The sequence below is a fragment of the Paenarthrobacter sp. NPDC089988 genome (assembly GCF_044748465.1).
Classification (GTDB): Bacteria; Actinomycetota; Actinomycetes; order Actinomycetales; family Micrococcaceae; genus Arthrobacter.
Genome location: NZ_JBIVGD010000031.1, coordinates 17,110 through 38,067, shown reverse-complemented (window position 1 = coordinate 38,067; position 20,958 = coordinate 17,110). Strand labels below are relative to the sequence as shown.

17 protein-coding genes are annotated in these 20,958 nt (G+C 64.6%); 9 read left to right on the top strand and 8 right to left on the bottom strand.

Going from position 1 to position 20,958, the window contains the following annotated elements; translation table 11 throughout:
- Positions 1–82: 82 nt before the first annotated feature.
- Positions 83–1,108 carry a LacI family DNA-binding transcriptional regulator gene (locus tag ACIPV6_RS22560; protein ID WP_400273035.1) on the bottom strand — a complete coding sequence of 342 codons (1,026 nt, stop codon included), beginning with the start codon at positions 1,106–1,108 and terminating at the stop codon, positions 83–85.
- A 128-nt stretch (positions 1,109–1,236) separates the two neighbouring features.
- Between ACIPV6_RS22560 and ACIPV6_RS22555 the strand changes: the two genes are divergently transcribed.
- From ACIPV6_RS22555 to ACIPV6_RS22540, 4 genes are read left to right on the top strand one after another with little or no spacing between them, the layout of a single operon-like run.
- Positions 1,237–1,611 (top strand): L-rhamnose mutarotase, encoded by a 375-nt coding sequence (locus tag ACIPV6_RS22555; RefSeq protein WP_400273034.1) that lies wholly within the window; start codon positions 1,237–1,239, stop codon positions 1,609–1,611.
- Complete coding sequence (rhaI, locus tag ACIPV6_RS22550; protein WP_400273033.1) at positions 1,608–2,774, top strand: L-rhamnose isomerase; 1,167 nt, start codon at positions 1,608–1,610, stop codon at positions 2,772–2,774. The genes ACIPV6_RS22555 and rhaI overlap by 4 nt, the downstream gene beginning before the upstream one ends.
- Positions 2,775–2,779: 5 nt before the next feature.
- The gene (locus tag ACIPV6_RS22545) at positions 2,780–4,813 is read left to right on the top strand and encodes a bifunctional aldolase/short-chain dehydrogenase (RefSeq protein WP_400273032.1); all 2,034 of its coding nucleotides are present in this window, start codon (positions 2,780–2,782) and stop codon (positions 4,811–4,813) included.
- A 53-nt stretch (positions 4,814–4,866) separates the two neighbouring features.
- Complete coding sequence (locus ACIPV6_RS22540; protein WP_400273038.1) at positions 4,867–6,303, top strand: rhamnulokinase family protein; 1,437 nt, start codon at positions 4,867–4,869, stop codon at positions 6,301–6,303.
- 101 nt (positions 6,304–6,404) lie between these two features.
- Here the strand turns inward: ACIPV6_RS22540 and ACIPV6_RS22535 are convergent, their stop codons facing one another.
- Positions 6,405–7,328: an AEC family transporter gene (locus ACIPV6_RS22535; RefSeq protein WP_400273031.1), complete on the bottom strand. Its 924-nt coding sequence runs from the start codon at positions 7,326–7,328 to the stop codon at positions 6,405–6,407.
- 127 nt (positions 7,329–7,455) lie between these two features.
- On the opposite strand from ACIPV6_RS22535, the gene panD reads away from it, so the two are divergent.
- The gene (gene panD, locus ACIPV6_RS22530; protein WP_400273030.1) at positions 7,456–7,887 is read left to right on the top strand and encodes an aspartate 1-decarboxylase; all 432 of its coding nucleotides are present in this window, start codon (positions 7,456–7,458) and stop codon (positions 7,885–7,887) included.
- 166 nt (positions 7,888–8,053) lie between these two features.
- Complete coding sequence (locus ACIPV6_RS22525; protein WP_400273029.1) at positions 8,054–8,980, top strand: AEC family transporter; 927 nt, start codon at positions 8,054–8,056, stop codon at positions 8,978–8,980.
- 67 nt (positions 8,981–9,047) lie between these two features.
- Here the strand turns inward: ACIPV6_RS22525 and ACIPV6_RS22520 are convergent, their stop codons facing one another.
- Together ACIPV6_RS22520 and ACIPV6_RS22515 are read right to left on the bottom strand one after the other, a co-directional pair.
- The gene (locus ACIPV6_RS22520; RefSeq protein ID WP_400273028.1) at positions 9,048–11,684 is read right to left on the bottom strand and encodes a trehalase-like domain-containing protein; all 2,637 of its coding nucleotides are present in this window, start codon (positions 11,682–11,684) and stop codon (positions 9,048–9,050) included.
- A gap of 140 nt (positions 11,685–11,824) precedes the next feature.
- The gene (locus ACIPV6_RS22515; protein ID WP_400273027.1) at positions 11,825–12,814 is read right to left on the bottom strand and encodes an LLM class flavin-dependent oxidoreductase; all 990 of its coding nucleotides are present in this window, start codon (positions 12,812–12,814) and stop codon (positions 11,825–11,827) included.
- Between the two features lie 262 nt (positions 12,815–13,076).
- Between ACIPV6_RS22515 and ACIPV6_RS22510 the strand changes: the two genes are divergently transcribed.
- Positions 13,077–14,066 (top strand): ABC transporter substrate-binding protein, encoded by a 990-nt coding sequence (locus ACIPV6_RS22510; RefSeq protein WP_397326265.1) that lies wholly within the window; start codon positions 13,077–13,079, stop codon positions 14,064–14,066.
- A 147-nt stretch (positions 14,067–14,213) separates the two neighbouring features.
- Here the strand turns inward: ACIPV6_RS22510 and ACIPV6_RS22505 are convergent, their stop codons facing one another.
- Genes ACIPV6_RS22505 through ACIPV6_RS22495 form a run of 3 tightly spaced genes read right to left on the bottom strand, consistent with a single transcriptional unit; the run spans position 14,214 to position 17,131 of the window.
- A complete protein-coding gene (locus ACIPV6_RS22505; protein ID WP_400273026.1) occupies positions 14,214–15,143 on the bottom strand; it encodes a threonine/serine dehydratase in 930 nt (309 codons plus the stop codon).
- A gap of 52 nt (positions 15,144–15,195) precedes the next feature.
- The gene (locus tag ACIPV6_RS22500; protein WP_400273025.1) at positions 15,196–16,215 is read right to left on the bottom strand and encodes an aldo/keto reductase; all 1,020 of its coding nucleotides are present in this window, start codon (positions 16,213–16,215) and stop codon (positions 15,196–15,198) included.
- A 28-nt stretch (positions 16,216–16,243) separates the two neighbouring features.
- Positions 16,244–17,131 (bottom strand): aldo/keto reductase, encoded by an 888-nt coding sequence (locus ACIPV6_RS22495; RefSeq protein WP_400273024.1) that lies wholly within the window; start codon positions 17,129–17,131, stop codon positions 16,244–16,246.
- A 116-nt stretch (positions 17,132–17,247) separates the two neighbouring features.
- Here ACIPV6_RS22495 and ACIPV6_RS22490 point away from each other — a divergent pair, with 116 nt between their 5' ends.
- On the top strand, positions 17,248–18,129 hold the full coding sequence (locus tag ACIPV6_RS22490) for a helix-turn-helix transcriptional regulator (protein ID WP_400273023.1): 882 nt from the start codon (positions 17,248–17,250) through the stop codon (positions 18,127–18,129).
- Positions 18,130–18,208: 79 nt separating this feature from the next.
- Complete coding sequence (locus ACIPV6_RS22485) at positions 18,209–19,429, top strand: FG-GAP repeat domain-containing protein (protein WP_400273022.1); 1,221 nt, start codon at positions 18,209–18,211, stop codon at positions 19,427–19,429.
- A gap of 176 nt (positions 19,430–19,605) precedes the next feature.
- Here ACIPV6_RS22485 and ACIPV6_RS22480 read toward each other — a convergent pair whose 3' ends face one another.
- Complete coding sequence (locus ACIPV6_RS22480) at positions 19,606–20,949, bottom strand: NtaA/DmoA family FMN-dependent monooxygenase (RefSeq protein ID WP_400273021.1); 1,344 nt, start codon at positions 20,947–20,949, stop codon at positions 19,606–19,608.
- Positions 20,950–20,958: the final 9 nt, after the last annotated feature.

The following is a 20,958-nucleotide window of genomic DNA, read 5'->3' as shown; positions in this document are numbered from 1 at the left end:
GGTCAGTTGGGTGGCGAGTCACATCCATCTAGGCGGAACGGCCTGGCACCCATCCTGCCAGCCAGTCCCAGACCAGCCACTGTCAAGACTCACAGTTGGGTGAGCCGGCCGTGCTTTGGCGCACCACGAGCTCCGGAGTAAACACGACGGCGCGGTGCTTGGTTCCGCCGCTGTCCTGTTCCTCCACAAGAAGTTCGACGGCGGTCCGGCCCAGGGCCTCGGTGGGCTGGCGGATGGACGACAGGGGAACCACGGCGGAGATTGCGAAATCGATGTCGTCGTAACCGATCAGCGCAATATCTTCCGGGATGCGCACGGTCCGGAGCATGGTCAGCGACTGCATGACACCGAGCGCCAGGAGGTCGTTGGAGCAGAAGACAGCTTCCGGGCGGTCCTCCGGCGAACGCTCCACCAGCTTGTTGCCCACTTGGCGTCCCGCAAGAACTGTTTGCCCCGCCGAGTCCAGGACCTCCATGCTGGCACCCTCCACCTCGGAAACGGCGCGCTGCGCGCCACTCAGCCGGTGCGCCACCTGACGGATCGATGGCGTGCCAACAAAAGCCAGACGACGGCGGCCCGTCTCCAGCAGGTGCCGGGCAGCGAGGTAGCCGCCTTCTTCGTCATCCACGGAAACCGAACTGCAGCGATCCGTGTCGGCCAACTGGTCCACGAGGACGGTGGGAACGCCGCGCTCACGCAGGGTATCGATTCGCTCGGCGACGTCTCCCACGGGGGAAATGAGCAGGCCCTGGACGCGCTGTTCCTGGAACAGGTCCATGTAGTGCACTTCGCGGGAAGCGTCCTGGCCGCTGTCCCCCACCAGCACCACGCTACCCAGCGCCGTAGCGGCGTCCTCCGCGGCCCGGGCTACGGAGGAGAAGAAAGGGTTGCCGACATCCAGCACGATCAAACCGATGGTGCGGCTCTGGCCGGCGCGCAATTGGCGGGCGGCGTCATTTCGCACAAAGCCAAGTTCAGCGATGGATTTGAGCACTCGCTCCTTGGTGCGCTGCGAGACGCGGTCCGGGTAGTTGAGCACGTTGGAAACCGTGCCCACGGCAACCTTGGCATGAGTGGCAACATCTTTGATGCTCGCTGTTTGGGACATGCTTTCCGATCTCCGCTGTCTTCTCGTCTTACCTGCAGGAAACGCCTTGACACCCTCCTTTATCCGAGGGTAATTTGAATCGTAACAAATGAAACGATTCAAAGACGAGTAAAACCGGAGAACCGCAGATGAGGGTATGTTTCCGCTCCTCCGTCCACCCCGGGCTGATGGACGAGTACAAGCGCCGGCACGCAGCCGTTTGGCCCGAGATGCTCCGTGCCCTCAAGGACGCAGGCTGGAACAACTACTCACTGTTTCTCGCGTCAGACGGGCAGCTCATTGGCTACTTGGAATGTGACGACTATGCGCAAGCGCAAGCCCGCATGGCCGTCACCGAGGTCAACGCCCGCTGGCAAGCGGAAATGGCCACCCTCTTTGCCAACAGCGATGTCCCTCCGGACGAGGGCTTCGAGATCGTCGAAGAAGTTTTCAACCTGGAAGACCAACTGGCTTCAGCAAGCAAGTCCGGCAACGCCACCACCCATGAGAAGGAACAAGCATGAACACCACAGAATCGGCCCTGGGCCGCTTGGGAGAACTGGCCATTGAAGTGCCCTCCTGGGCCTATGGGAATTCGGGGACGCGGTTCAAGGTCTTCGGCACCCCGGGTACCCCGCGCACTGTGCAGGAAAAGATCGCGGACGCGGCGAAGGTCCACGAGCTGACCGGCCTGGCGCCAACGGTTGCATTGCACATCCCTTGGGACAAAGTGGACGACTACGCCGCGCTGCGTGAATATGCGGCGGGCCTGGGTGTTGGGCTGGGGACCATCAACTCGAACACGTTCCAGGATGATGAGTACAAGTTCGGTTCCCTGACCTCGTCCAACGAATCGGTGCGTCGCCGCGCGATCGAACACCACCTGGACTGCATCGAGATCATGCACGCTACCGGGTCAAGGGATTTGAAGATCTGGCTCGCTGATGGCACCAACTACCCGGGCCAGGACGACATGCGCGGCCGTCAGGATCGCTTGGCCGAAAGCCTGCACGAGATCTACGCGGCCCTGGGCGACGAGCAGCGCCTGGTGTTGGAGTACAAGTTCTTCGAGCCGGCTTTCTACCACACCGATGTTCCGGACTGGGGCACTTCCTACGCACAGACCCTGGCCTTGGGCGAGAAGGCGTTCGTGTGCCTGGACACCGGCCACCACGCTCCGGGCACCAATATCGAGTTCATCGTGATGCAACTCCTGCGCCTGGGCAAGCTGGGATCCTTCGACTTCAACTCCCGCTTCTACGCCGATGATGACCTGATTGTGGGTGCGGCTGATCCGTTCCAGCTGTTCCGCATCATGCACGAGGTCATCCGCGGCGGCGGCTTCGGGAAGGACTCCGGCGTCGCGTTGATGCTGGACCAGTGCCACAACCTGGAAGAGAAGATCCCGGGCCAGATCCGCTCGGTCCTCAATGTCCAGGAAATGACGGCCCGCGCGCTGCTCGTGGACAACGCAGCGCTGAACGAGGCCCAGCGGGCCGGGGATGTCCTGGCCGCGAATGCCATCTTCAACGATGCCTTCTACACCGACGTCCGCCCGGCCCTGGCCGAGTGGCGTGAATCCCGCGGCCTGCCCGCCGACCCGATCGCTGCCTACAAGGCCAGCGGCTACCAGAAGAAGATCAACGAGGACCGCGCAGGCGGCCAGCAAGCCGGATGGGGCGCATAATTCCTATGAGCAAGACTGTTGAAGACCTGATTAGCCGTTCCAACCGCCTCGGCGCGGACAAGCGGAACACCAACTTCGCCGGCGGCAACACTTCCGCCAAGGGCATCGAAAAGGACCCGGTCACGGGCCAGGACGTCGAACTGCTCTGGGTGAAGGGATCCGGCGGTGACCTGGGCACCCTGAAGGCCGAGAACCTGGCCGTGCTCCGCTTGGACCGGCTCCAGGCACTCAAATCCGTTTACCCCGGCGTCGAGCGTGAAGACGAAATGGTGGCCGCGTTCGATTACTGCTTCCACGGCAAGGGCGGCGCAGCACCCTCGATCGATACCGCCATGCACGGCCTCGTTGACGCCCCGCATGTTGACCACCTGCACCCGGACTCGGGCATCGCCATCGCGACGGCGGTGGACGGCGAGGCGCTGACCTCGAAGATCTTCGGCAACAAAGTGGTCTGGGTTCCGTGGCGCCGCCCCGGATTCCAGCTCGGTTTGGACATCGCTGCGATCAAGGAAGCGAACCCGCAGGCCATCGGCACCATCCTGGGCGGCCACGGCATCACCGCCTGGGGCGCCACGTCCGAGGAAGCCGAAGCGAACTCCCTCTGGATCATCGATGCTGCCGAGAAGTACATCGCAGAGAACGGCAAAGCCGAGCCCTTCGGACCCGCCCTCCCCGGCTACGCCGCCCTCCACGAGACCGAGCGCCGCGCGAAAGCAGCAGCGTTGGCCCCGGTGATCCGCGGCCTGGCCTCCACGGACAAACCGCAGCTGGGGCACTTCAGTGATGACGCCGTCGTTCTTGACTTCCTCGCCGCCGAAGCGCATCCGCGCCTGGGCGCACTCGGCACGTCCTGCCCGGACCACTTCCTCCGCACCAAGGTCAAGCCCCTCATCCTGGACCTGCCCGCAGAGGCTTCCATCGAAGAGTCCGTGGCACGGTTGAAGGAACTCCACGCCGAGTACCGCGAGGACTACCAGGCCTACTACGACCGCCATGCAGACGCCGATTCACCCGCCCTGCGCGGTGCTGACCCGGCGATCGTGCTGGTCCCCGGCGTGGGCATGTTCTCCTTCGGCAAGGACAAGCAGACCGCACGCGTGGCCGGCGAGTTCTACATCAACGCGATCAACGTGATGCGCGGCGCGGAGGCCATTTCCACCTACGCCCCGATCGAGGAATCCGAGAAGTTCCGCATCGAGTACTGGGCGCTGGAAGAAGCCAAGCTCGCCCGGATGCCCAAGCCCAAGTCCCACGCGACCCGCATCGCCCTGGTCACCGGTGCGGCGTCGGGCATCGGCAAGGCGATCGCCACCCGGTTGGCTTCCGACGGCGCGTGCGTAGTGATTGCCGACCTGAACCTTGAGAACGCGCAGAAAGTCGCTGAAGAACTCGGCGGACCCGATGTCGCCATCGGCGTCCAGGCCGACGTAACGAACGAAGCCCAGATTGCCGCCGCGATCCAGGAAGCCGTGCTCGCGTTCGGTGGCCTGGACCTGGTGGTCAACAACGCCGGCCTGTCCATCTCCAAGCCCCTGCTGGAAACCACCGAAAAGGACTGGGACCTGCAGCACAACGTCATGGCCAAGGGCTCGTTCCTGGTCTCCAAAGCCGCTGCGAAGGTCATGATCGACCAGGGCCTGGGCGGAGACATCATCTACATCTCCTCCAAGAACTCCGTCTTCGCCGGCCCCAACAACATCGCCTACTCCGCCACCAAGGCAGACCAAGCCCACCAAGTCCGACTCCTCGCAGCCGAACTGGGCGATCACGGCATCCGCGTCAACGGCATCAACCCCGACGGCGTGGTCCGCGGCTCCGGCATCTTCGCCGGCGGCTGGGGCGCCAAGCGTGCAGCGGTGTACGGCGTGGACGAGGAAAAACTGGGCGAGTACTACGCCCAGCGCACCCTCCTCAAGCGCGAAGTCCTGCCCGAACACGTCGCCAACGCCGCGTCCGTACTCACCAGCAACGAGCTCTCCCACACCACCGGCCTCCACATCCCCGTGGACGCCGGAGTCGCAGCAGCGTTCCTCCGATAGGTCATCCCGTGACAAACGCAGCAACCAGCACCGCCCCGGCCCACGCCGGGGCGGTGCCCGCTCCCCAGGTTTTCACCGGCAGTGTCTTCGCCGCTGTCGATATCGGCGCGTCCTCCGGCCGCGTCATGCTCGGCCGCGTCTCCCCCTCCACAGGGGCGACGCTTGAAACCGTGCACCGCTTCCCCAACGGCGTCGTGGAGTACGACGGCGGCCTCCGCTGGGACTTCGACGCCCTCTTCGCTGAGGTACTCAAGGGCTTGGCGGCTGCCGCGTCGGTGACCGCCGGGAACGGTGAACGGATTACCAGTATCGGCATCGACACGTGGGCCGTGGACTACGGGCTGGTTGATGCTTCCGGGGAGCTCGTCTCGGTTCCCTACAGTTACAGGGACGAGCGCAGCCGCTCCACCGTGGCGCGAGTGCACGCGGTCATTTCGCCGGAGAAGCTCTACGCCACCACCGGCCTGCAGTTCCTGCAGTTCAACACCGTGTACCAGCTCGCTGCAGAGCCCTCGCTGGACGGTCTGCAGGCACTGCTCATCCCGGACCTGATCGCCTTCCTCCTCACGGGCCAGCGCCGCACGGAGGCCACCAACGCCTCCACCACCGGACTCTTCGACGCCGTCGCCGGAGAGTGGGCGGTTGATTTCCTGGAGGCCCTCGGCCTTCCGCAGGACATCTTCCCGCCGCTGATCCAACCCGGTGAAACCGTAGGCACGCTGCTGCCCTCGGTGGCCGAAAGTACGGGACTTGCTGCCGACACGCGGGTGGTGGCGGTTGGTTCGCACGACACCGCCTCCGCAGTCGCCGCAGTCCCGGCGACGCAGTCCGACTTTGCCTACATCTCCTCCGGCACCTGGTCCCTGGTGGGCGTCGAACTTCAGCACCCGGTGCTTTCCGAAGCCAGCCGCACAGCCAACTTCACCAACGAACGTGGCGTGGACGGCACCATCCGGTATCTTCGCAACGTAGGCGGGCTCTGGCTGCTCAGCGAATGCCAGCGCACCTGGGCAGCCCAAGGCTTCAGCCAATCACTTCCAGCATTACTCGACGCTGCCGCGGCACTCCCTCCCGGAGGCCCGCAAATCAACGCCGACGACCCTGCCTTCACCGCCCCGGACAACATGCCCGAACGCATCCGCGCGGCCGTTCGGCACAACGGCGAGGTACTCGCGGACCGGCCTGCCGCCGTCGTGCGTTGCATCATGGACAGCCTCGCGGCCGGTTACGCGCGCACCCTGGCCGACGCCGAACGCCTCACCGGCCGCACCACGTCCGTGGTGCACGTGGTGGGCGGCGGCTCCCAAAACCGGCTCCTGTGCCAACTCACCGCCGACGCAACAGGCAAACCCGCGGTGGCTGGCCCCGTCGAGGCGACGGCGCTGGGCAATGTGTTGGTCCAGGCGCGGGCCGCCGGTGTGGTGCAGGGCGGGCTGGCGGAGCTAAGGCAGCTCGTGGCGGCGGGAACCGACCTGACGCGCTACGACTGACGCTTCGCTGGATTCGCGGGAAAAGTGCCGCGACGCTGGAATTTTGCGGCAGTCTTGGCATGTTTCCCGCGTAGTGGCGGAGAAACGGGCAGCCCCGGAAGCTAACCCATGAGCCAGGCCGCACCCAGCAACAGCGGCACCGCCAGAATGGACGTGGTCACGGCGGTTGATTGGGCGATTTTCTGACCCACGCCGTACCGGAGCGCATAGAGCACCACGTTCTGACCGGTCGGCAGGATGGCGCAGGCCGTGACCACGAACGTGCTGAACGAGTCCATGCGGAAAACGAAGACCGCCAGCACCCAGGCCAACGCCGGTTGAACCACGGACTTCAGGATCACGGCGAGCGCAGTGGGAGCACGCTCCCCAATCCCCTGGCCGGCTGAAAGTCCGTGGAGAGACATTCCGAAGATGATCAGCATGAGCGGCACTGCGAGCTGGGCCACGAGCTCCATGGGGTCCAGCGTCCAGTCCGGCAGTTCCAATCCCACCGCGCTCACGATCACCCCAAGGATCGCCGCCACGGTGACGGGATTCCGAAAAGGCGTGGACAGTATCCGCCACACGGAAACCTTGGTGGCGGTCGGGTTGGTGAGGTCCAGGATGGTCAGGGCGATGGGAGTCACCAGCGCCAATTGGAACAACATGATGGGCACGACGTACGTGGTGCTCCCCAGGATGTATTGGGACAGCGGGACGCCGAGGTTGGTGGAGTTCACGATTCCCGTAGCCAAGGCACCGATGGTGGTCCGCCGGACACCCCAGCGGAAGATGGTTCCGGACAAGGCGAACACGAGCATCACCGCCGAGGCCGTGACCACCGAAATCAAGCCCGTGGGACTCAGGACGTCACTGATGTGGCGGGAGGCAATAGTGGAGAACATGAGGCTCGGCAAGCCCACCATGAACGTCAGGGTGGAGAGGACTTTGCTTCCCTGCGGGCCCAGGGCGTTGGTCTTTCCCAGGATGTAACCCACCAGCAGGACGACGCCCACCACAAAGAAGCCCTTCAGTACTCCGTCCAAGCTTCGTGTCCTTCGGTTCGGCAGATGGTGGCCCCCAGCGATGGTAACCGCTTTCACGCCCCCCAGGCACCGAACGTCTGCTACGTCACAGCGCCCGCGAAGGGTCCCGCGCTAAACTGGTGGCACTATGATCCGCACAATGTTCAAGTCCAAGATCCACCGTGCCACGGTGACCCACGCCGACCTCCACTATGTCGGTTCCGTCACCGTTGACCTGGACCTCCTGGACGCTGCCGACATTCTGCCGGGTGAGCTCGTGTCCATCGTGGACATCACCAATGGAGCCCGCCTGGAGACGTACACCATCGCCGGCGAGCGCGGTTCGGGCGTCATCGGCATCAACGGGGCCGCTGCCCACCAGGTCCATGTGGGAGATCTCGTCATCCTCATCACCTACGCGGAGATGACCACCGAAGAGGCCAAGTCTTACGAGCCCAAGGTGGTCCACGTTGGCAAGGACAACCAGATCCTGCAACTGGGGAATGACCCCGCCGAGGCACACACTCCTGGCCTGATGCGCCCACCCCATGCCTTGAGTAACGCGGCGCACCTCAGCTGAACCAGCCACACGCCGGCTTACGACGGCGGCACTCACCCGAGTGCCGCCGTCGAGCGCTTTTCCGGGGTGTCCGGATGACGGACCAGAGGTCCGAAAACGCTTACCGGTCGAATAAATCTGATTAGGCTGGAGACGTGACCCACCTCCTCCCCGCCAGCACACCGTCATGATCGGCGTCCTCTCCGGGTTCTTCGTGGTGTGGGCCATCATCCTGGTGGGCATGTTCGTTGGGCGGCGCGGGTTGCTCGGCGAGAACGCCCGTTCGGTGCTGAGCTCGCTGACGTTCTTCGTAGCGAGCCCGGCTTTGTTGTTCGAAACCCTGAGCAAAGCCAAGCTCCATGATGTGTTTGCGGCGCCCCTGTTGGTTACGGCCGTTGGGGCGATCATCACGGGCCTGTTGTTCTTCCTGATCGTGAAGTTCTGGCTCAAGCGGAGCCTGCCGGAATCCCTCATGTCGTCCATGAGTTCATCGCTGGCCAACTCGGCAAACCTCGGCATCCCCATCGCTGTGTTCGTCCTGGGCGACGCCAGCTATGTGGCTCCGCTGCTGATTTTCCAGCTCGCGTTCTTCACGCCGATGTACCTCATGGCCCTGGATGCCAGCACCAGCACGCACCGCACTACACCGCTGCGTTTCCTCCTGATGATCGTGAAGAACCCTATGATTGTGGGCTCGGCGCTGGGGTTGATCGTGGCCGGAACGGGGATCCAGCTTCCGCAGCTCATCCTGGAGCCGGTCCACCTGATCGGCGGGGCTGCGATTCCGGCCATGCTCATGTCGTTTGGCATGAGCCTGAACGGATCCAGGCCACTGCAGAAAGCCTCGGGGCGCCGGTTGGACACCTTGTTGGCCAGCGGGTTCAAGCTGTTCGTGCACCCGTTCATTGCCTACTTGTTTGCCCGCTTCGCCTTGAATATGGACGGGCACGCCCTGTTCGCGGTGGTGGTTACCTCAGCGCTGCCGACCGCCCAGAACGTATTCGTTGCGGCAAACCGCTACCAGGCCGGAATCACGGTGGCCAAGGACACGGTGCTGATTACCACGGTGGTTGCCGTCCCAGCGATGATTGCCGTGGCCCTGCTGCTCACCTGACCCAAGTAGGGGACAGATAACGCACCACTGAAGCTTGGGTGGAGCGTTTGCTGTCCCCTAGTTGGGTTTACTCGATGTCTGCGTGGGCCAGGTAGTGGTCCAGGAGCTGGGCGCAACGGATGAAGCCCAGGTGCGAGTAGGCCTGCGGGTGGTTGCCCAGATGGGTCTCCGTGGCGGGATCGTATTCCTCAGGCAGCAGACCCGTGGGTCCGAACAAGGCCACCAGTTGGTTGAACAGCTCCAACGCGTCGTCCAAACGGCCAACAGCGAGGTACGCCTCGATCAACCACGTGGTGCAGATGTGGAAGCCGCCTTCCAAGCCCGGGAGGCCGTCGTCGTACCGGTATCGGAAGACCGTGGGACCAACGCGCAACTCGCGCTCAACTGCTGTCACGGTGTCCAGGAAGCGCTGGTCCTGGACGTCAATGAGCCCGGACAAGCCGATGTGGAGCACGGCAGCATCCAGATCGGGGCTGTCGTAGGCAACCGTGTAGGAGGCCGCGGTGTCGTCCCACCCTTCACGGAGTACCTCCTCGCGGATGGTGTCCGCCGTGGAGGACCAGTCGGTGTGCGCAGTGCGTCCGTGAAGGGCAGCGGCTTTGAGGGCCCTGTCCAGCGTCACCCAGCACATCACCTTGCTGTACACGTGGTGACGCGGAGGCCGGCGGGCTTCCCAAATGCCATGGTCCGGCTCGTGCCAGCGCGCAATGACGGCATCGGCCATCTGTTCCATGAGGAACCAATGCTCGTCGGGGAGGAAGCCCCGGCGTTCACCGAGGTCATGGATCAGCTCTGCAATGGGACCGAAAACATCCAATTGGACCTGGTGGTCGGCTGCGTTGCCGATCCGGACGGGACGCGATCCGGCATAACCCGGCAGGCTCTCCACGATGGCTTCGGTGGAAAGCGGAGCACCGGTCACGGAATACAGCGGGTGCAGCCATTCCGGCCCGGGTGCGTTGTCCAGGATCCGGCCCAGCCAACGCAGGAAGCCGTCGGCCTCGTCCGTGGACCCGAGCCCCACCAGCGCGTTCACGGTCATGGAGCCGTCCCGCAGCCAGCAGTAGCGGTAGTCCCAGTTTCGGGTGCCACCGATCCCCTCCGGCAGTGACGTGGTGGGCGCGGCCAGCACGGCCCCCGTGGGCTCGTGGACCAGCGACTTCAGAACCAGCGCCGAACGCCGTACCAGGGAGGTGTTGACGGTGGGTAGCTGCAGTGACTTGACCCAGTCCCGCGAGGATTGCCCGACGGCGGCCCTCCGCTCAGGCTCTCCCCCGAGGTCCGCGGGCAACGACTCGGTATCCCCGCAGCGCAGGTTCAGCACGACGGGGCCGTAGTGGAGCGGCACCTCGGCGGTGGCGGTGGCATGCCGGGCGTCGTTGGTGATGGTGAAGTCCACGCCCGGGGCGATGAGGATGATGGGATCGGACGTTCCCACCACATGGACTTCGTGGCCGCGGATCTCCATGTTGAACGGAGCATTGGCGTAATCCGGCCGGGGCGCGAACACCACCCGGGCCGTGCCGGTGCCGGACAGCACGCGGACCAAACTGGTGATGCCTTCCGGAGCAGGCTCGAGGTAATCCGTCACCGTGACATCTGCCCAGCGGGTTTCCACGATCATGGTGTTGTCCACGTAGCGCTGGGCCAGCACCGGCGAAGGCTTCACGGGTTCGATGCTGAAGTGTCCGGCCGGATCACCGCCCAGGATGTGGGCGAACAACGATCCCGAATCCGGCAGCGGGTGGCTCATCCAACAGACTTTCGCGTCCGGGGTCAGCAGGGCGGTGGAGGTTCCATTGCCGATCATTGAATGCCGTTCCAGCCCCACGGCGTCCTCGCCGAAGAGCCAGGAGCGCCGAAGTTCGAACAACAAAGCCAGCACCCGCGCAAAGGCCTCCGGGTCCGGAAGGGTGTAGGCCGCCGTCGTCTGTCCCGGCCCGACGTGCAGGCCCAGGTCCGGACCACGCAGGGTGGCGAGTGCCTTCTCGTCGCTCGCGGCATCGCCGGCAAAGAGCGCGGCGCTGACGCCAAGGCGCTGCCGGAGCGCCTCCAGCGCCTTGCCTTTCGCGGGCTCGTCCACTGTCAGGTCCAACACGGTGCCGTCGACGATGAAATAGACCCCGAACTCGATGGCGATCTGCTGGGATTTGAAGATGACCCGCTCCACCACGTCGGGTGCCGCGGGCCGTGTGTGGACTGCCACGCCTGCGGGTTTGCGCACGATGCTGACGCCCTTCTCATAGGCAACAGCTTCCGTCAGCGCCGTCGCCACCTGCTGGAGCAACGTTTCGGTGGCAAGGGTCAGGTTGTAGGCAAACCCCATGTCGAACTCAACGCCGTGCGAACCCACCAAGTGGACCTCCGCAGGAAGCCTGGACACCGCGGCGAGGTCCCGCAGCGAACGTCCCGAGATGATGGCAGTGTGCGTGTTGGGCAACGCCGCAAGCGCGCGCAGGGCCACGGCCGCACTGTCCAGGGGCAGGGTCTCGGTGGAGACGCCCTCGGCCGAGTGCAGCGTGCCGCCGTAATTGCACGCCACCAGCAGTCCCGGCTCCCGCGAGAGGATCTTCAGGTCCGACATGAGTTCCTCGGTGATCCCTTGGTCCTCGTGGGGACGGACGAACGAGCGCAGTAGGCCAAGCGGCAGCGAGTTCATCAACAGCGCGGAATCGGCGACTGTCTGGTTCAACGGAGTAGGCATGGCGGATCCTTCCGAAGCGGATACGTATAGTTTCCGCCCGAAATGTTTCCCTCGTATACCGCGTAATTGCAGAAGCGTTAAATTTTTGCCCGGCAAGCCGCCCGGTGCCGCCCCCGCGGCCTGCCCGCGGGCGGCGCAGCCTAGGCCGGAACGAGCCCGGCCACCTGGGCCACCAACTCCACTGAGCGAAGGCGTTCCTCGGTACCGGTACTCTGGTGCGCCACGATCAGCTCGTCCGCGTCTGCATGCTTGGCGAACTCGTCGAGGTACTCGCCCACAACCTCGGAGGTGCCCACGGCGGAATACTTGACCATTTGGGCAATGTGCTGGCCCTGCGGCGAGTCCAGGACGAGGTCCGCTTCATCGTCAGTGAATTGCCGGCCGCCGCCAAAGAACAGGGAGACACGGGCGCGCTTGACGGCCTGGAAGATCGCCTGTGCTTCGGCGTTGCTGTCCGCCGCGGTAACGTTCACACCGGCGATCACGTGGGGCTCGGAGAGCTGCTCGGATGGCTTGAAGTCGCGGCGGTAGATGGCCACGGCATCACGCAGGGCTGCGGGCGCGAAGTGCGAGGCAAAGGCATACGGGAGTCCCAGTTGAGCGGCCAATTGTGCGCCGAAAAGGGAGGAGCCGAGGATGTACAGCGGCACGTTGGTACCCTTGCCCGGCGTCGCCTCCACGCCCTGGATGCGGGTGGGGCCGGTGAGGTATCCCTGCAGCTCGAGGACGTCCTGCGGGAAGCTGTCCGACGAGGTGTGGTCGCGGCGCAGGGCACGCATGGTGTTCTGGTCGCTGCCGGGAGCACGGCCGAGGCCCAGGTCGATCCGGCCCGGGTGGAGGGTCTCCAGCGTGCCGAACTGCTCGGCAATGGTCAGGGGCGAATGGTTGGGGAGCATGACGCCGCCCGCTCCCAGGCGGATGCTGGTGGTGTGCGCGGCAACGTGCGCGATCAGCACGCTGGTGGCCGAGGACGCAATGGCGGACATGTTGTGGTGCTCCGCGTACCAAACCCGGCGGTACCCCAACTCTTCGGCCTTCTGAGCCATGGCAACGCTGCCGGCGAGGCTTTCCGCTACCGTCTGGTCCTTTCCAATGGTCGCCAGGTCGAGGATTGAAAGAGGAACAGTCACGGGATTGCCGGCCTTTCGGTGTGGTTTCGCGTGTGCGTGGCGCACTTTAGCGACAACGACGGCGGTACCCGGCTTATTTCTGTGAGTTGCGTCGCGGACCCTGCAGCAGCCATTGAAGCCCGCTTTTGTGACCCTGTTCGACGCCCGATTAACCGCTGTGAACGCCCGTATCCCAGCGTGTCAAAGTGCTTTGACCGCGCTGAACGCCCTGCCGGATAGTTGCAGCCACAAGTAAGCATCAGACTTTAATCAAGGGGTATCCATGGCACGTTTCGCAGCCAAGACCGGCGTCACCGCGGCGCTGGCCGCCACTGCTCTTCTGGGCCTCGCGGCCTGCTCGGATCCGGGCGCGACGGCAGCAACCGGGGCGACCGCTCCGGCGTCGAACGCTTCTTCCAGCGCAACCAAAGAATTCAACCTGACGCCCGAGCAGAACCGCATCAAGGTGGAGGTTGACTCCGCAGCTGCCGCGCAGGTCCCGGACGCCATCAAGGCCGACGGCAAGCTGACGGTGGTAACCACCGGCGGCGCGGCTCCGTTGAGCCTTTTCGCCTCGGACAACAAAACCCTGATCGGCAGCGAAGTGGACATCGCCTATGCCGTGGGTGAGACCCTGGGTCTCCAGGTCGAAGTCCTGCCGGTCGCGTGGGCGGACTGGCCGCTCGGCGTCGAATCCGGGAAGTATGAGGCTGTCCTTTCCAACGTCACCGTCACCGAGGCCCGAAAGGAAAAGTTCGACTTCGCCACGTACCGCAACGACCTCCTGGGCTTCTACGCCAAGAGCGACTCGGACATCGGCGAGGTCAAGGAAGCCAAGGATGTTGCCGGCAAGCGCATCATTGTGGGCTCCGGAACCAACCAGGAAGCCATTCTTGTGCGGTGGGACGAGGAGAACAAGAAGAACGGCCTGAAGCCGGTTGACTTCCAGTACTACGACGACGACTCCGCCTCCCAGCTGGCCCTCCAGTCCGGACGTGCGGACCTCACGTTCGGACCGAACGCCTCTGCCGCCTACAAGGCCGCCAAGGATGGCAAGACCAAGCAGGTGGGAACGCTTGAGGGCGGCTGGCCGTTGAAGGCAGAGATCGCTTTCACCACCAAGAAGGGCAACGGCCTGGCTCTCGCAGCCCAGACTGCCCTGAACAAGCTCATCAAGGATGGCAACTACGGCAAGATCCTGGACCGTTGGGGCCTCTCCTCCGAGGCGATCCCTGCCTCGGAACTGAACCCGGCAGGCCTGCCCAAGAAGTAGGAACCGCCCTCGGCAGGCAGACCTGCCGACGCCGAATCCCCGCCGGACACCAACCGGCGGGGATTCTTGCGTCCCGCTCGCCCAACTGGGGGACAGCAAACGCTGCAATGGCACCTCAGAGGAGCGTTTACTGTCCCCCAGTTGGGTTCAGATGTGCGCGGGATCCGTATTCGCGCCGCAAAGTACGACGGCGACCGTCTCACCGTCGCGCGGGGCGTACGCACCCGTGAGCAGCGCGGCATACGCTGCAGCGGCACCGTGTTCCACCAGGATCCTGTGGCCCTCCCAGAGTTTTCGCCGGGCATCGATGATGGCGTTGTCGCTGACCAGGACGCTCTGGACGCCGGTCCGTTTGGCGACGCCAAAGCCGATCTCTCCCACCCGGCGAGCGCCCAGGGAGTCCGCCGCTATGCCCGAAACGGGCACGTCCACGGGCTCCCCTTGAGCGAGCGCCGTGTGCAGGGTCGGGACGGTCTCCGGTTCTACGCCGACCACCTGCGCCTGGCCTTCGGTGGCCGCCGCTATGCCGCCCATCAACCCACCGCCGCCAACAGCAACGAGGATCGTGTCGACGTCGGGCAGTCCGTCCAGCAACTCAAGTCCCACCCCGCCGGCGCCGGCCACGATTTCCGGCTGGTCGTAGGCATGGCAGTAAACGGCGCCCTTCTCCTCGGCGAAAGCCACCGCCGCAGCGTAAGCCTCGGCGTACTCCGCGCCCCCTTGGACCACGCGTGCGCCCACGGCGTAGAGCTTGTGGACCTTGTTGGCCGGCGCGGACTCGGGTACGAAGACCGTGGCCGGGACGCCCAGCTTGGCAGCGGCGTAGGCGTTGGCCAGGCCCGCGTTGCCTCCGGAAGCCACCACCACGCCGATCTCCGGGTCCAACTCGCCGTTCTCCCTCGCCGTGAGCAGCCTGTTGAACGCGCCGCGGGCTTTGAAGGAGCCCGTGTGCTGCAGGTACTCGAGCTTGAACCACAGCTTGTACGGGTCACTGGTGCCACTGTCAGCAACCGGAGTGCGCCGCACCCATCCAGCCGTCCGGGAGTATGCGGCTTCAACTTCTTCGCGAGTGACCATCCATGTGCCCCTTTCGTCGGTTCAATCCTACGTAGGAACCTTCCGTGGATACCTACCTCCGCCGGGCCTTCGGAGTGAGCTCGTGTGCGCCGTAGCTGTTGTCATCCGGGTTCAGGGTGACGCCGGGCGCGACGAGCTGGTCGATCCGGTCCAGCACGTCAGTGGACAGTCTGACCTCGGCTGCCGGCAGGTAGGACTCGAGCTGCTCCATGGTGCGCGGACCAACGATCGCGGCGGTAACGCCGGGGTGGTTGATCACGAACGCGATCGCCAATTCGATGAGCGTGAGCCCGGACAGCTCTGCAAGCTGGGCGAGTTCTTCCACAACGTCGAGCTTGCGCTGGTTGGCCGGTTTGGTCATGTCGAAGCGGGCGCTGGGCCGTGCGCTGGATGTCGGCGTCGAAGCTGAGTCCTTCCGCCAACGCCCGGACAGCCATCCACCTGCAAGCGGGCTGTATGTCAGGGTACCCATGCCGTGGCGCTGCACAGTCGGGAGCACGTCTTCCTCGATGCCGCGGGTAAGGATCGAGTAGGGCGGTTGCTCAGTGACGAAACGCTCCAGGTTGCGTTCCCGGGACGCCCACTGCGCTTCCACGATCTGGGAACCCGAATAGGACGACGAACCGATGTACCGGATCTTGCCCTGCCGGACCAGATCCGTGAGCGCGCCAAGGGTTTCCTGCACGTCGGTGTCCGGGCTCGGCCGATGAACCTGGTAGAGGTCGATGTAGTCGGTGTTGAGGCGGCGCAGGGAGTTCTCCACCTCGCGGATGATCCAGCGGCGGGAACCGCCCCGCTGGTTCGGATCGTCTTCATCCATGGGCATGAAGAACTTTGTGGCCAGGAAGACGTCTTCGCGGCATCCTTCCAAGGCTTTGCCAACGATTTCCTCGGATGCTCCACCCGAGTAGACATCTGCGGTGTCCACGAAGTTGATGCCCGAGTCCAGGGCACGGTGGATGATGCGGATGGAGTCGGCCACGTCGTTGTTGCCCCACGGGCCAAACATCATCGCGCCAAGGCACAAGGGACTGAGCTGCACGCCCGTGCGGCCAAGAGGACGGTATTCCATAGGGAACCTTTCGTGTTGGGAGTGGTGCTCAGGCTTCGGGGATCACCATGGCGAAACGCTCCGGGCGGGCCACATCCGGGTCCGGTCCGTTGCGGACACCGCGGTCCAAAGCGTCGATGAGAGCCAGCTGCGTATCGCTGAGCTCGAAGTCGAAAACGTCAAAGTTTGCCGCTATCCGGTCCGGGTTGGTGGACTTGGGGATGGCCGAACGTCCCTGCTGCAGGTGCCAGCGGATCATCACCTGGGCCGGAGTCTTTCCGTGCGCCTCCGCTATCGCAACAATTGCAGGGTCCTCCATCACGTTCCTGCGTTCCTCGCCCCACCCCGGGTAGAACGTGATGCCACCGATAGGAGACCACGCCTGCGTAAGGATGCCGTGCTCGGCATCTGCCGCCTGCACGTCCTGCTGTGTGAAATAGGGGTGGAGTTCAACCTGGTTGACTGCCGGCACAATATCCGTGGCCGCGAGCAGTTCCTTCAGGTGATGCGGCATGAAGTTGCTGACGCCGATGGCCCGGACCTTGCCGTCGTCGAGCAGCTTTTCCAGCGCCTTGTACGCCTCGATCGTTTTGTCGAAGCGGTCCGGTGCCGGCTGGTGCAGGATGAACAGGTCCAAGTAGTCCAGGCCAAGCTTGCCCGTAGCCTTCTCCCAGGCGTGGAGCGCCTGCTGGTAGCCGTAGTCGCTGACCCAGACCTTGGTCTCGATGAAGACCTGGGAACGGTCTACGCCTGATGCTCGGAGCCCCTCGCCCACTTCACGTTCGTTCCCGTAGGCCGCCGCTGTGTCGACGTGCCGATAACCGGCCGCGAGCGCCGACTGGACCGCCGCCGTCGTATCCTCCGGTGCACTTTGGAAGACGCCCAAACCAAGGGCAGGCATGGTGACTGCGTTGTTGAGTGTGAATTCAATCGTCATGCCGTCCACGCTATGTGCGGTGGCAGGAGCGTGGGAGTGCACGCCATTACCCCCTTGCATTCCCAAGTAACAGCAGTCCCTCCCTCGGTGCACCCGGGCAGCGTACCGTTGCAGTCATGACTCACAGTGACGATGTGCGGAAGTTCCTCACCTCCCGCCGGGCCAGGCTCACGCCCGAAGCTGCCGGCTTGCCTGCGTACGGCGGAAACCGGCGCGTTGCCGGCCTGCGCCGCGAGGAAGTGGCCATGCTCGCCGGAATGAGCATCGATTACTACATCCGGCTGGAACGCGGGAACCTCTCGGGCGCTTCGGACAGCGTCCTGGAGGCGCTGGGCCGGGCTTTGCAGCTTGACGACGCCGAGACGGCCCACCTTTTCGATCTGGCCCGGGCTGCGACGGCCGCCGCTCGCGCGAGGCGCAAGCGCAGCCCACGCACCGTCCGGCCCAGCGTGCAGCGCGTCATTGATGCGATTACGACGGCGCCGGCCTGGGTCCGTAACGACCGCGGCGATGTCCTGGCGGCCAATGAACTTGGCGCGGCGCTCTACATGGACTTGATGGCGGAGGAGACCAAGCCGCCAAACAGCGCCCGCTTCACCTTCCTGAACCCGAACGCCCGGCGTTTCTTCGCCGATTGGGAGCGGAGCGCTGACGACATTGTGGCGGTCCTGCGCTCCACTGCTGGCAAGAACCCCTACGACAAGGACCTGACCGATCTGATCGGCGAACTCTCGACGCGCAGCGAGGAATTCCGGACCAGATGGGCCCGGCATGATGTGAAGTACCACCGCACGGGACGCAAGCGGCTCCACCACCCGATCGTTGGGGACCTGGACCTGAGCTTCGAAGCCCTGGAACTCGCCGCAGACCCCGGCCTGCGGATCAACGTGTACACGGCGGATCCCGGGACGCCTTCAGAGGATGCCTTGAAGATGCTGGCCAGCTGGGTAGTGACGCAGCGGGGCGCCGGGGCGGCTCCCGTCCGCGAAGAATTGTAGGCACTGCCCAGACACCCGCGCGCTGGGGTACGCTCAGCAAAGACCCACGCACTATCAATGCTGGCTTCCGGGGGGAACAATGGGGATTTTTGGAGTGCGCAAGGCCATCTACGCAGCAACGGCGATAGTGGTAGGGGCCGCTTTTGTGGCTATGGCCCCGACGGCTGTGGCAAGTCCGTCAGTGACTGCGCCGTCCGTGGGTCCCACGGCGATCATCGACGGCGTTCCCTACGTTGGCGCCGAGCTCCGCAAGCAGTACGACTACGACTACTCCGGCTGCAAGAACCCCACAGGCACCACCCCCAATGGCTACACACTGGAATGGCTGCGGGATGGAGTGACCTTGCCGCCGGAACGCCAGGGCGAGGTTTTGAAGCTTGAGCCTGCGGACGTCGGCCACAGGATGTCGCTCAAGGTCCGACCCTCCACGCCCGCTGAACCGAACTGCCCGGACGAAACCCGCGTCAGTCCGGACACCGCACCGGTCAAAGCCTCGTCCCGTGCCATGGGCTGGACGGACCGCGGAAACTTCGAGCCGCTCGGCAGGACACAGGACGGCAGGCTCGTTCTCTATCCACGGACGTACACGTACATCCCCGGCAGTTGCGAGGGTGCGTGCCCCACGTACTTCGGCGAATGGGACGAACCCCGTCAGGTGGGCCAAGGGTGGGACGCGATGGGCATCGTGTTCTCGCCTGGCGACTTCGATGGAGACGGCTACAACGATCTCCTGGCCACGGACGCCATCGGCACTCTTTTCCTGTATCCGGGAGACGGCGACGGCGGCTGGCAGGAGCGCCAACAAGTGGGCCAGGGCTGGAATATCTTCGACTCGATCGTGGGCCCGGGCGACTTCGATGGCGACGGTTACAACGACGTCCTGGCACGCGACGCCGCCGGGGACCTCTACCTCTACCCGGGCGACGGCGACGGCGGCTGGCTGCCCAGGTCCAAGGTCGGCCAGGGCTGGCAGGTCATGGACAAGATCATCACCGGTGGCGACATGAACGGCGACGGTCCCGTGGAAGTCTTCGCACGGGACCGCGACGGGTACATCTCCATCTACCGGGCCGACGGTACGGGCGGCTGGGAATCCTCCGCGGTGGTCAGCGGCGGGTGGGGCACGTTCACCGACATCAAGGGCTTGGGGAGTTTCGGCCACCAGCGCTACAACAATCTCTTCGCCGTCAACGGGAACGGCGATCTGGTGACATACTCCACCGGGGCGTCCACCGGGGTCCTTTGGGGACCCTACGGCCCCGTGGGCACCGGGTGGAACGTGTTCCGCGAACTCCTCTAGCTAGATCGGTTGGTTCCACACGGCGAGCTGGAGACGGACAGTCTCCGGCCCGCCGGCGAACGCCGCAGGATTCTGCTGGATCATTCGCGGGCCCTCAGCGCCGAGCACCCGTGATTCCGTAAAGGAACGGACGCGGTGAAGGAATGATCCAGCAAAATCCACCCACGTGCGCAACATCAGACGCTCAGTGACTCGCTTGAACGCACGGGCGTTTCCAACCCCAGGTTCTCGCGGAGCGTGGTGCCGCGGTACTCCGTGGGGTACACGCCGCGTTCCTGGAGCTCGGGAACCAAGTGGTTCACGATGTCGTCCAAGCCCGTAGGGATGAGCCACGGCGAGATGTTGAAGCCGTCCACGGCACCAACCCGTGCGTATTCGGCAAGGTGGTCGGCCACGGCGTTGTAGGAACCGGTGAAGGTGGCGTCGATCCGGGCAGTCTTGGACGTGACGAACTCCCGGATGGACAAGCCCTTGTCCTTGGCCTCCGCGCGCCACTGGTCGGCCAGCTGGCGGGCCTTGGCTCCGTGGAAACCGCTGCCGCGCGTCTCGGAGGTCTCTTCCACGACGGGGTCGATCTCCGGCAGAGGACCATCCGGGTCGTAGGAAGAGAGCTCACGGCCCCAGAATTGTTCCAGGTAGGCAATGGCCTGCTGCGGACCGATCTGCAGGCTCCGGACCCAGGCCTTCTTTTCCTGGGCTTCCTCGGCTGTAGCAGCGAGGACGAACTCGCTGGCCGGCATGATCTGCACCGCGTTGGCTCCACGTCCGGCAGCGACGGAGCGTGCCACGATGTCGCGGCGGAACTCCACTGCATCGTCGAACTTGGGGTGTGCGGAGAAGATCACGTCTGCCTGGCGCGCGGCGAAGTCGCGGCCCTCGGGTGAGTCCCCAGCCTGGAAGAGGACCGGACGGTACTGGTCACTCCGAGGCAGGCGTGGCGTGACATCCACGGTGTAGTGCTTGCCCTCGTGCAGTACGCGGCGGGCCGGACCGGATTCGGTTTCCCACGAATCCCAGATGCGCTTGGCGGTCTCCACGAAGGCTTCAGCGTGCGTGTAGCGGTCCGCATGGTCGAGGTAGCCTCCACGGCGGAAGTTGGCACCAGTCCAGGCGTTGTCCGTGGTGACGATGTTCCACGCGGCGCGGCCACCGGAGATGAGATCCAACGAGGCCAGCCGGTGGGCCAGGTCCGCGGGGTCGTTGTAGGTGGTGTTCTGCGTGGCCACCAGGCCGATGTTCCTGGTGACCGAGGCAAGTGCTGCCAGCATGGTCTGCGCGTCCGGACGGCCCACCACGTCAAGGGCGTGCGGCCGACCCAAGTGCTCGCGGAGACGCAAGCCCTCGCCCAGGAAGAACGCTGCGAACTTGCCGCGTTCTGCCGTTTGGACAATCCTGCGGAAAGACTCGAAGTCCGTCTGCGAACCGGACTCCGCGGCTTTCCAGATGGTGCCGGAGTTGACGCCCTGGAAGAAGATGCCGAACTGGATCTGCCCGCTCGGCTGGAAAATGTCGCGTGTCATGGAGTTACC

Bases quoted from the DNA above. Each gene is read 5' to 3' on its own strand.
- rhaI (WP_400273033.1), top strand. From the start codon at position 1,608: ATGAACACCACAGAATCGGCCCTGGGCCGCTTGGGAGAACTGGCCATT.
- panD (WP_400273030.1), top strand. From the start codon at position 7,456: ATGATCCGCACAATGTTCAAGTCCAAGATCCACCGTGCCACGGTGACC.
- ACIPV6_RS22545 (WP_400273032.1), top strand. From the start codon at position 2,780: ATGAGCAAGACTGTTGAAGACCTGATTAGCCGTTCCAACCGCCTCGGC.
- ACIPV6_RS22520 (WP_400273028.1), bottom strand. From the start codon at position 11,684: ATGCCTACTCCGTTGAACCAGACAGTCGCCGATTCCGCGCTGTTGATG.
- ACIPV6_RS22490 (WP_400273023.1), top strand. From the start codon at position 17,248: ATGACTCACAGTGACGATGTGCGGAAGTTCCTCACCTCCCGCCGGGCC.
- ACIPV6_RS22560 (WP_400273035.1), bottom strand. From the start codon at position 1,108: ATGTCCCAAACAGCGAGCATCAAAGATGTTGCCACTCATGCCAAGGTT.
- ACIPV6_RS22485 (WP_400273022.1), top strand. From the start codon at position 18,209: ATGGGGATTTTTGGAGTGCGCAAGGCCATCTACGCAGCAACGGCGATA.
- ACIPV6_RS22525 (WP_400273029.1), top strand. From the start codon at position 8,054: ATGATCGGCGTCCTCTCCGGGTTCTTCGTGGTGTGGGCCATCATCCTG.
- ACIPV6_RS22480 (WP_400273021.1), bottom strand. From the start codon at position 20,949: ATGACACGCGACATTTTCCAGCCGAGCGGGCAGATCCAGTTCGGCATC.
- ACIPV6_RS22510 (WP_397326265.1), top strand. From the start codon at position 13,077: ATGGCACGTTTCGCAGCCAAGACCGGCGTCACCGCGGCGCTGGCCGCC.
- ACIPV6_RS22500 (WP_400273025.1), bottom strand. From the start codon at position 16,215: ATGGAATACCGTCCTCTTGGCCGCACGGGCGTGCAGCTCAGTCCCTTG.
- ACIPV6_RS22495 (WP_400273024.1), bottom strand. From the start codon at position 17,131: ATGACGATTGAATTCACACTCAACAACGCAGTCACCATGCCTGCCCTT.
- ACIPV6_RS22555 (WP_400273034.1), top strand. From the start codon at position 1,237: ATGAGGGTATGTTTCCGCTCCTCCGTCCACCCCGGGCTGATGGACGAG.
- ACIPV6_RS22505 (WP_400273026.1), bottom strand. From the start codon at position 15,143: ATGGTCACTCGCGAAGAAGTTGAAGCCGCATACTCCCGGACGGCTGGA.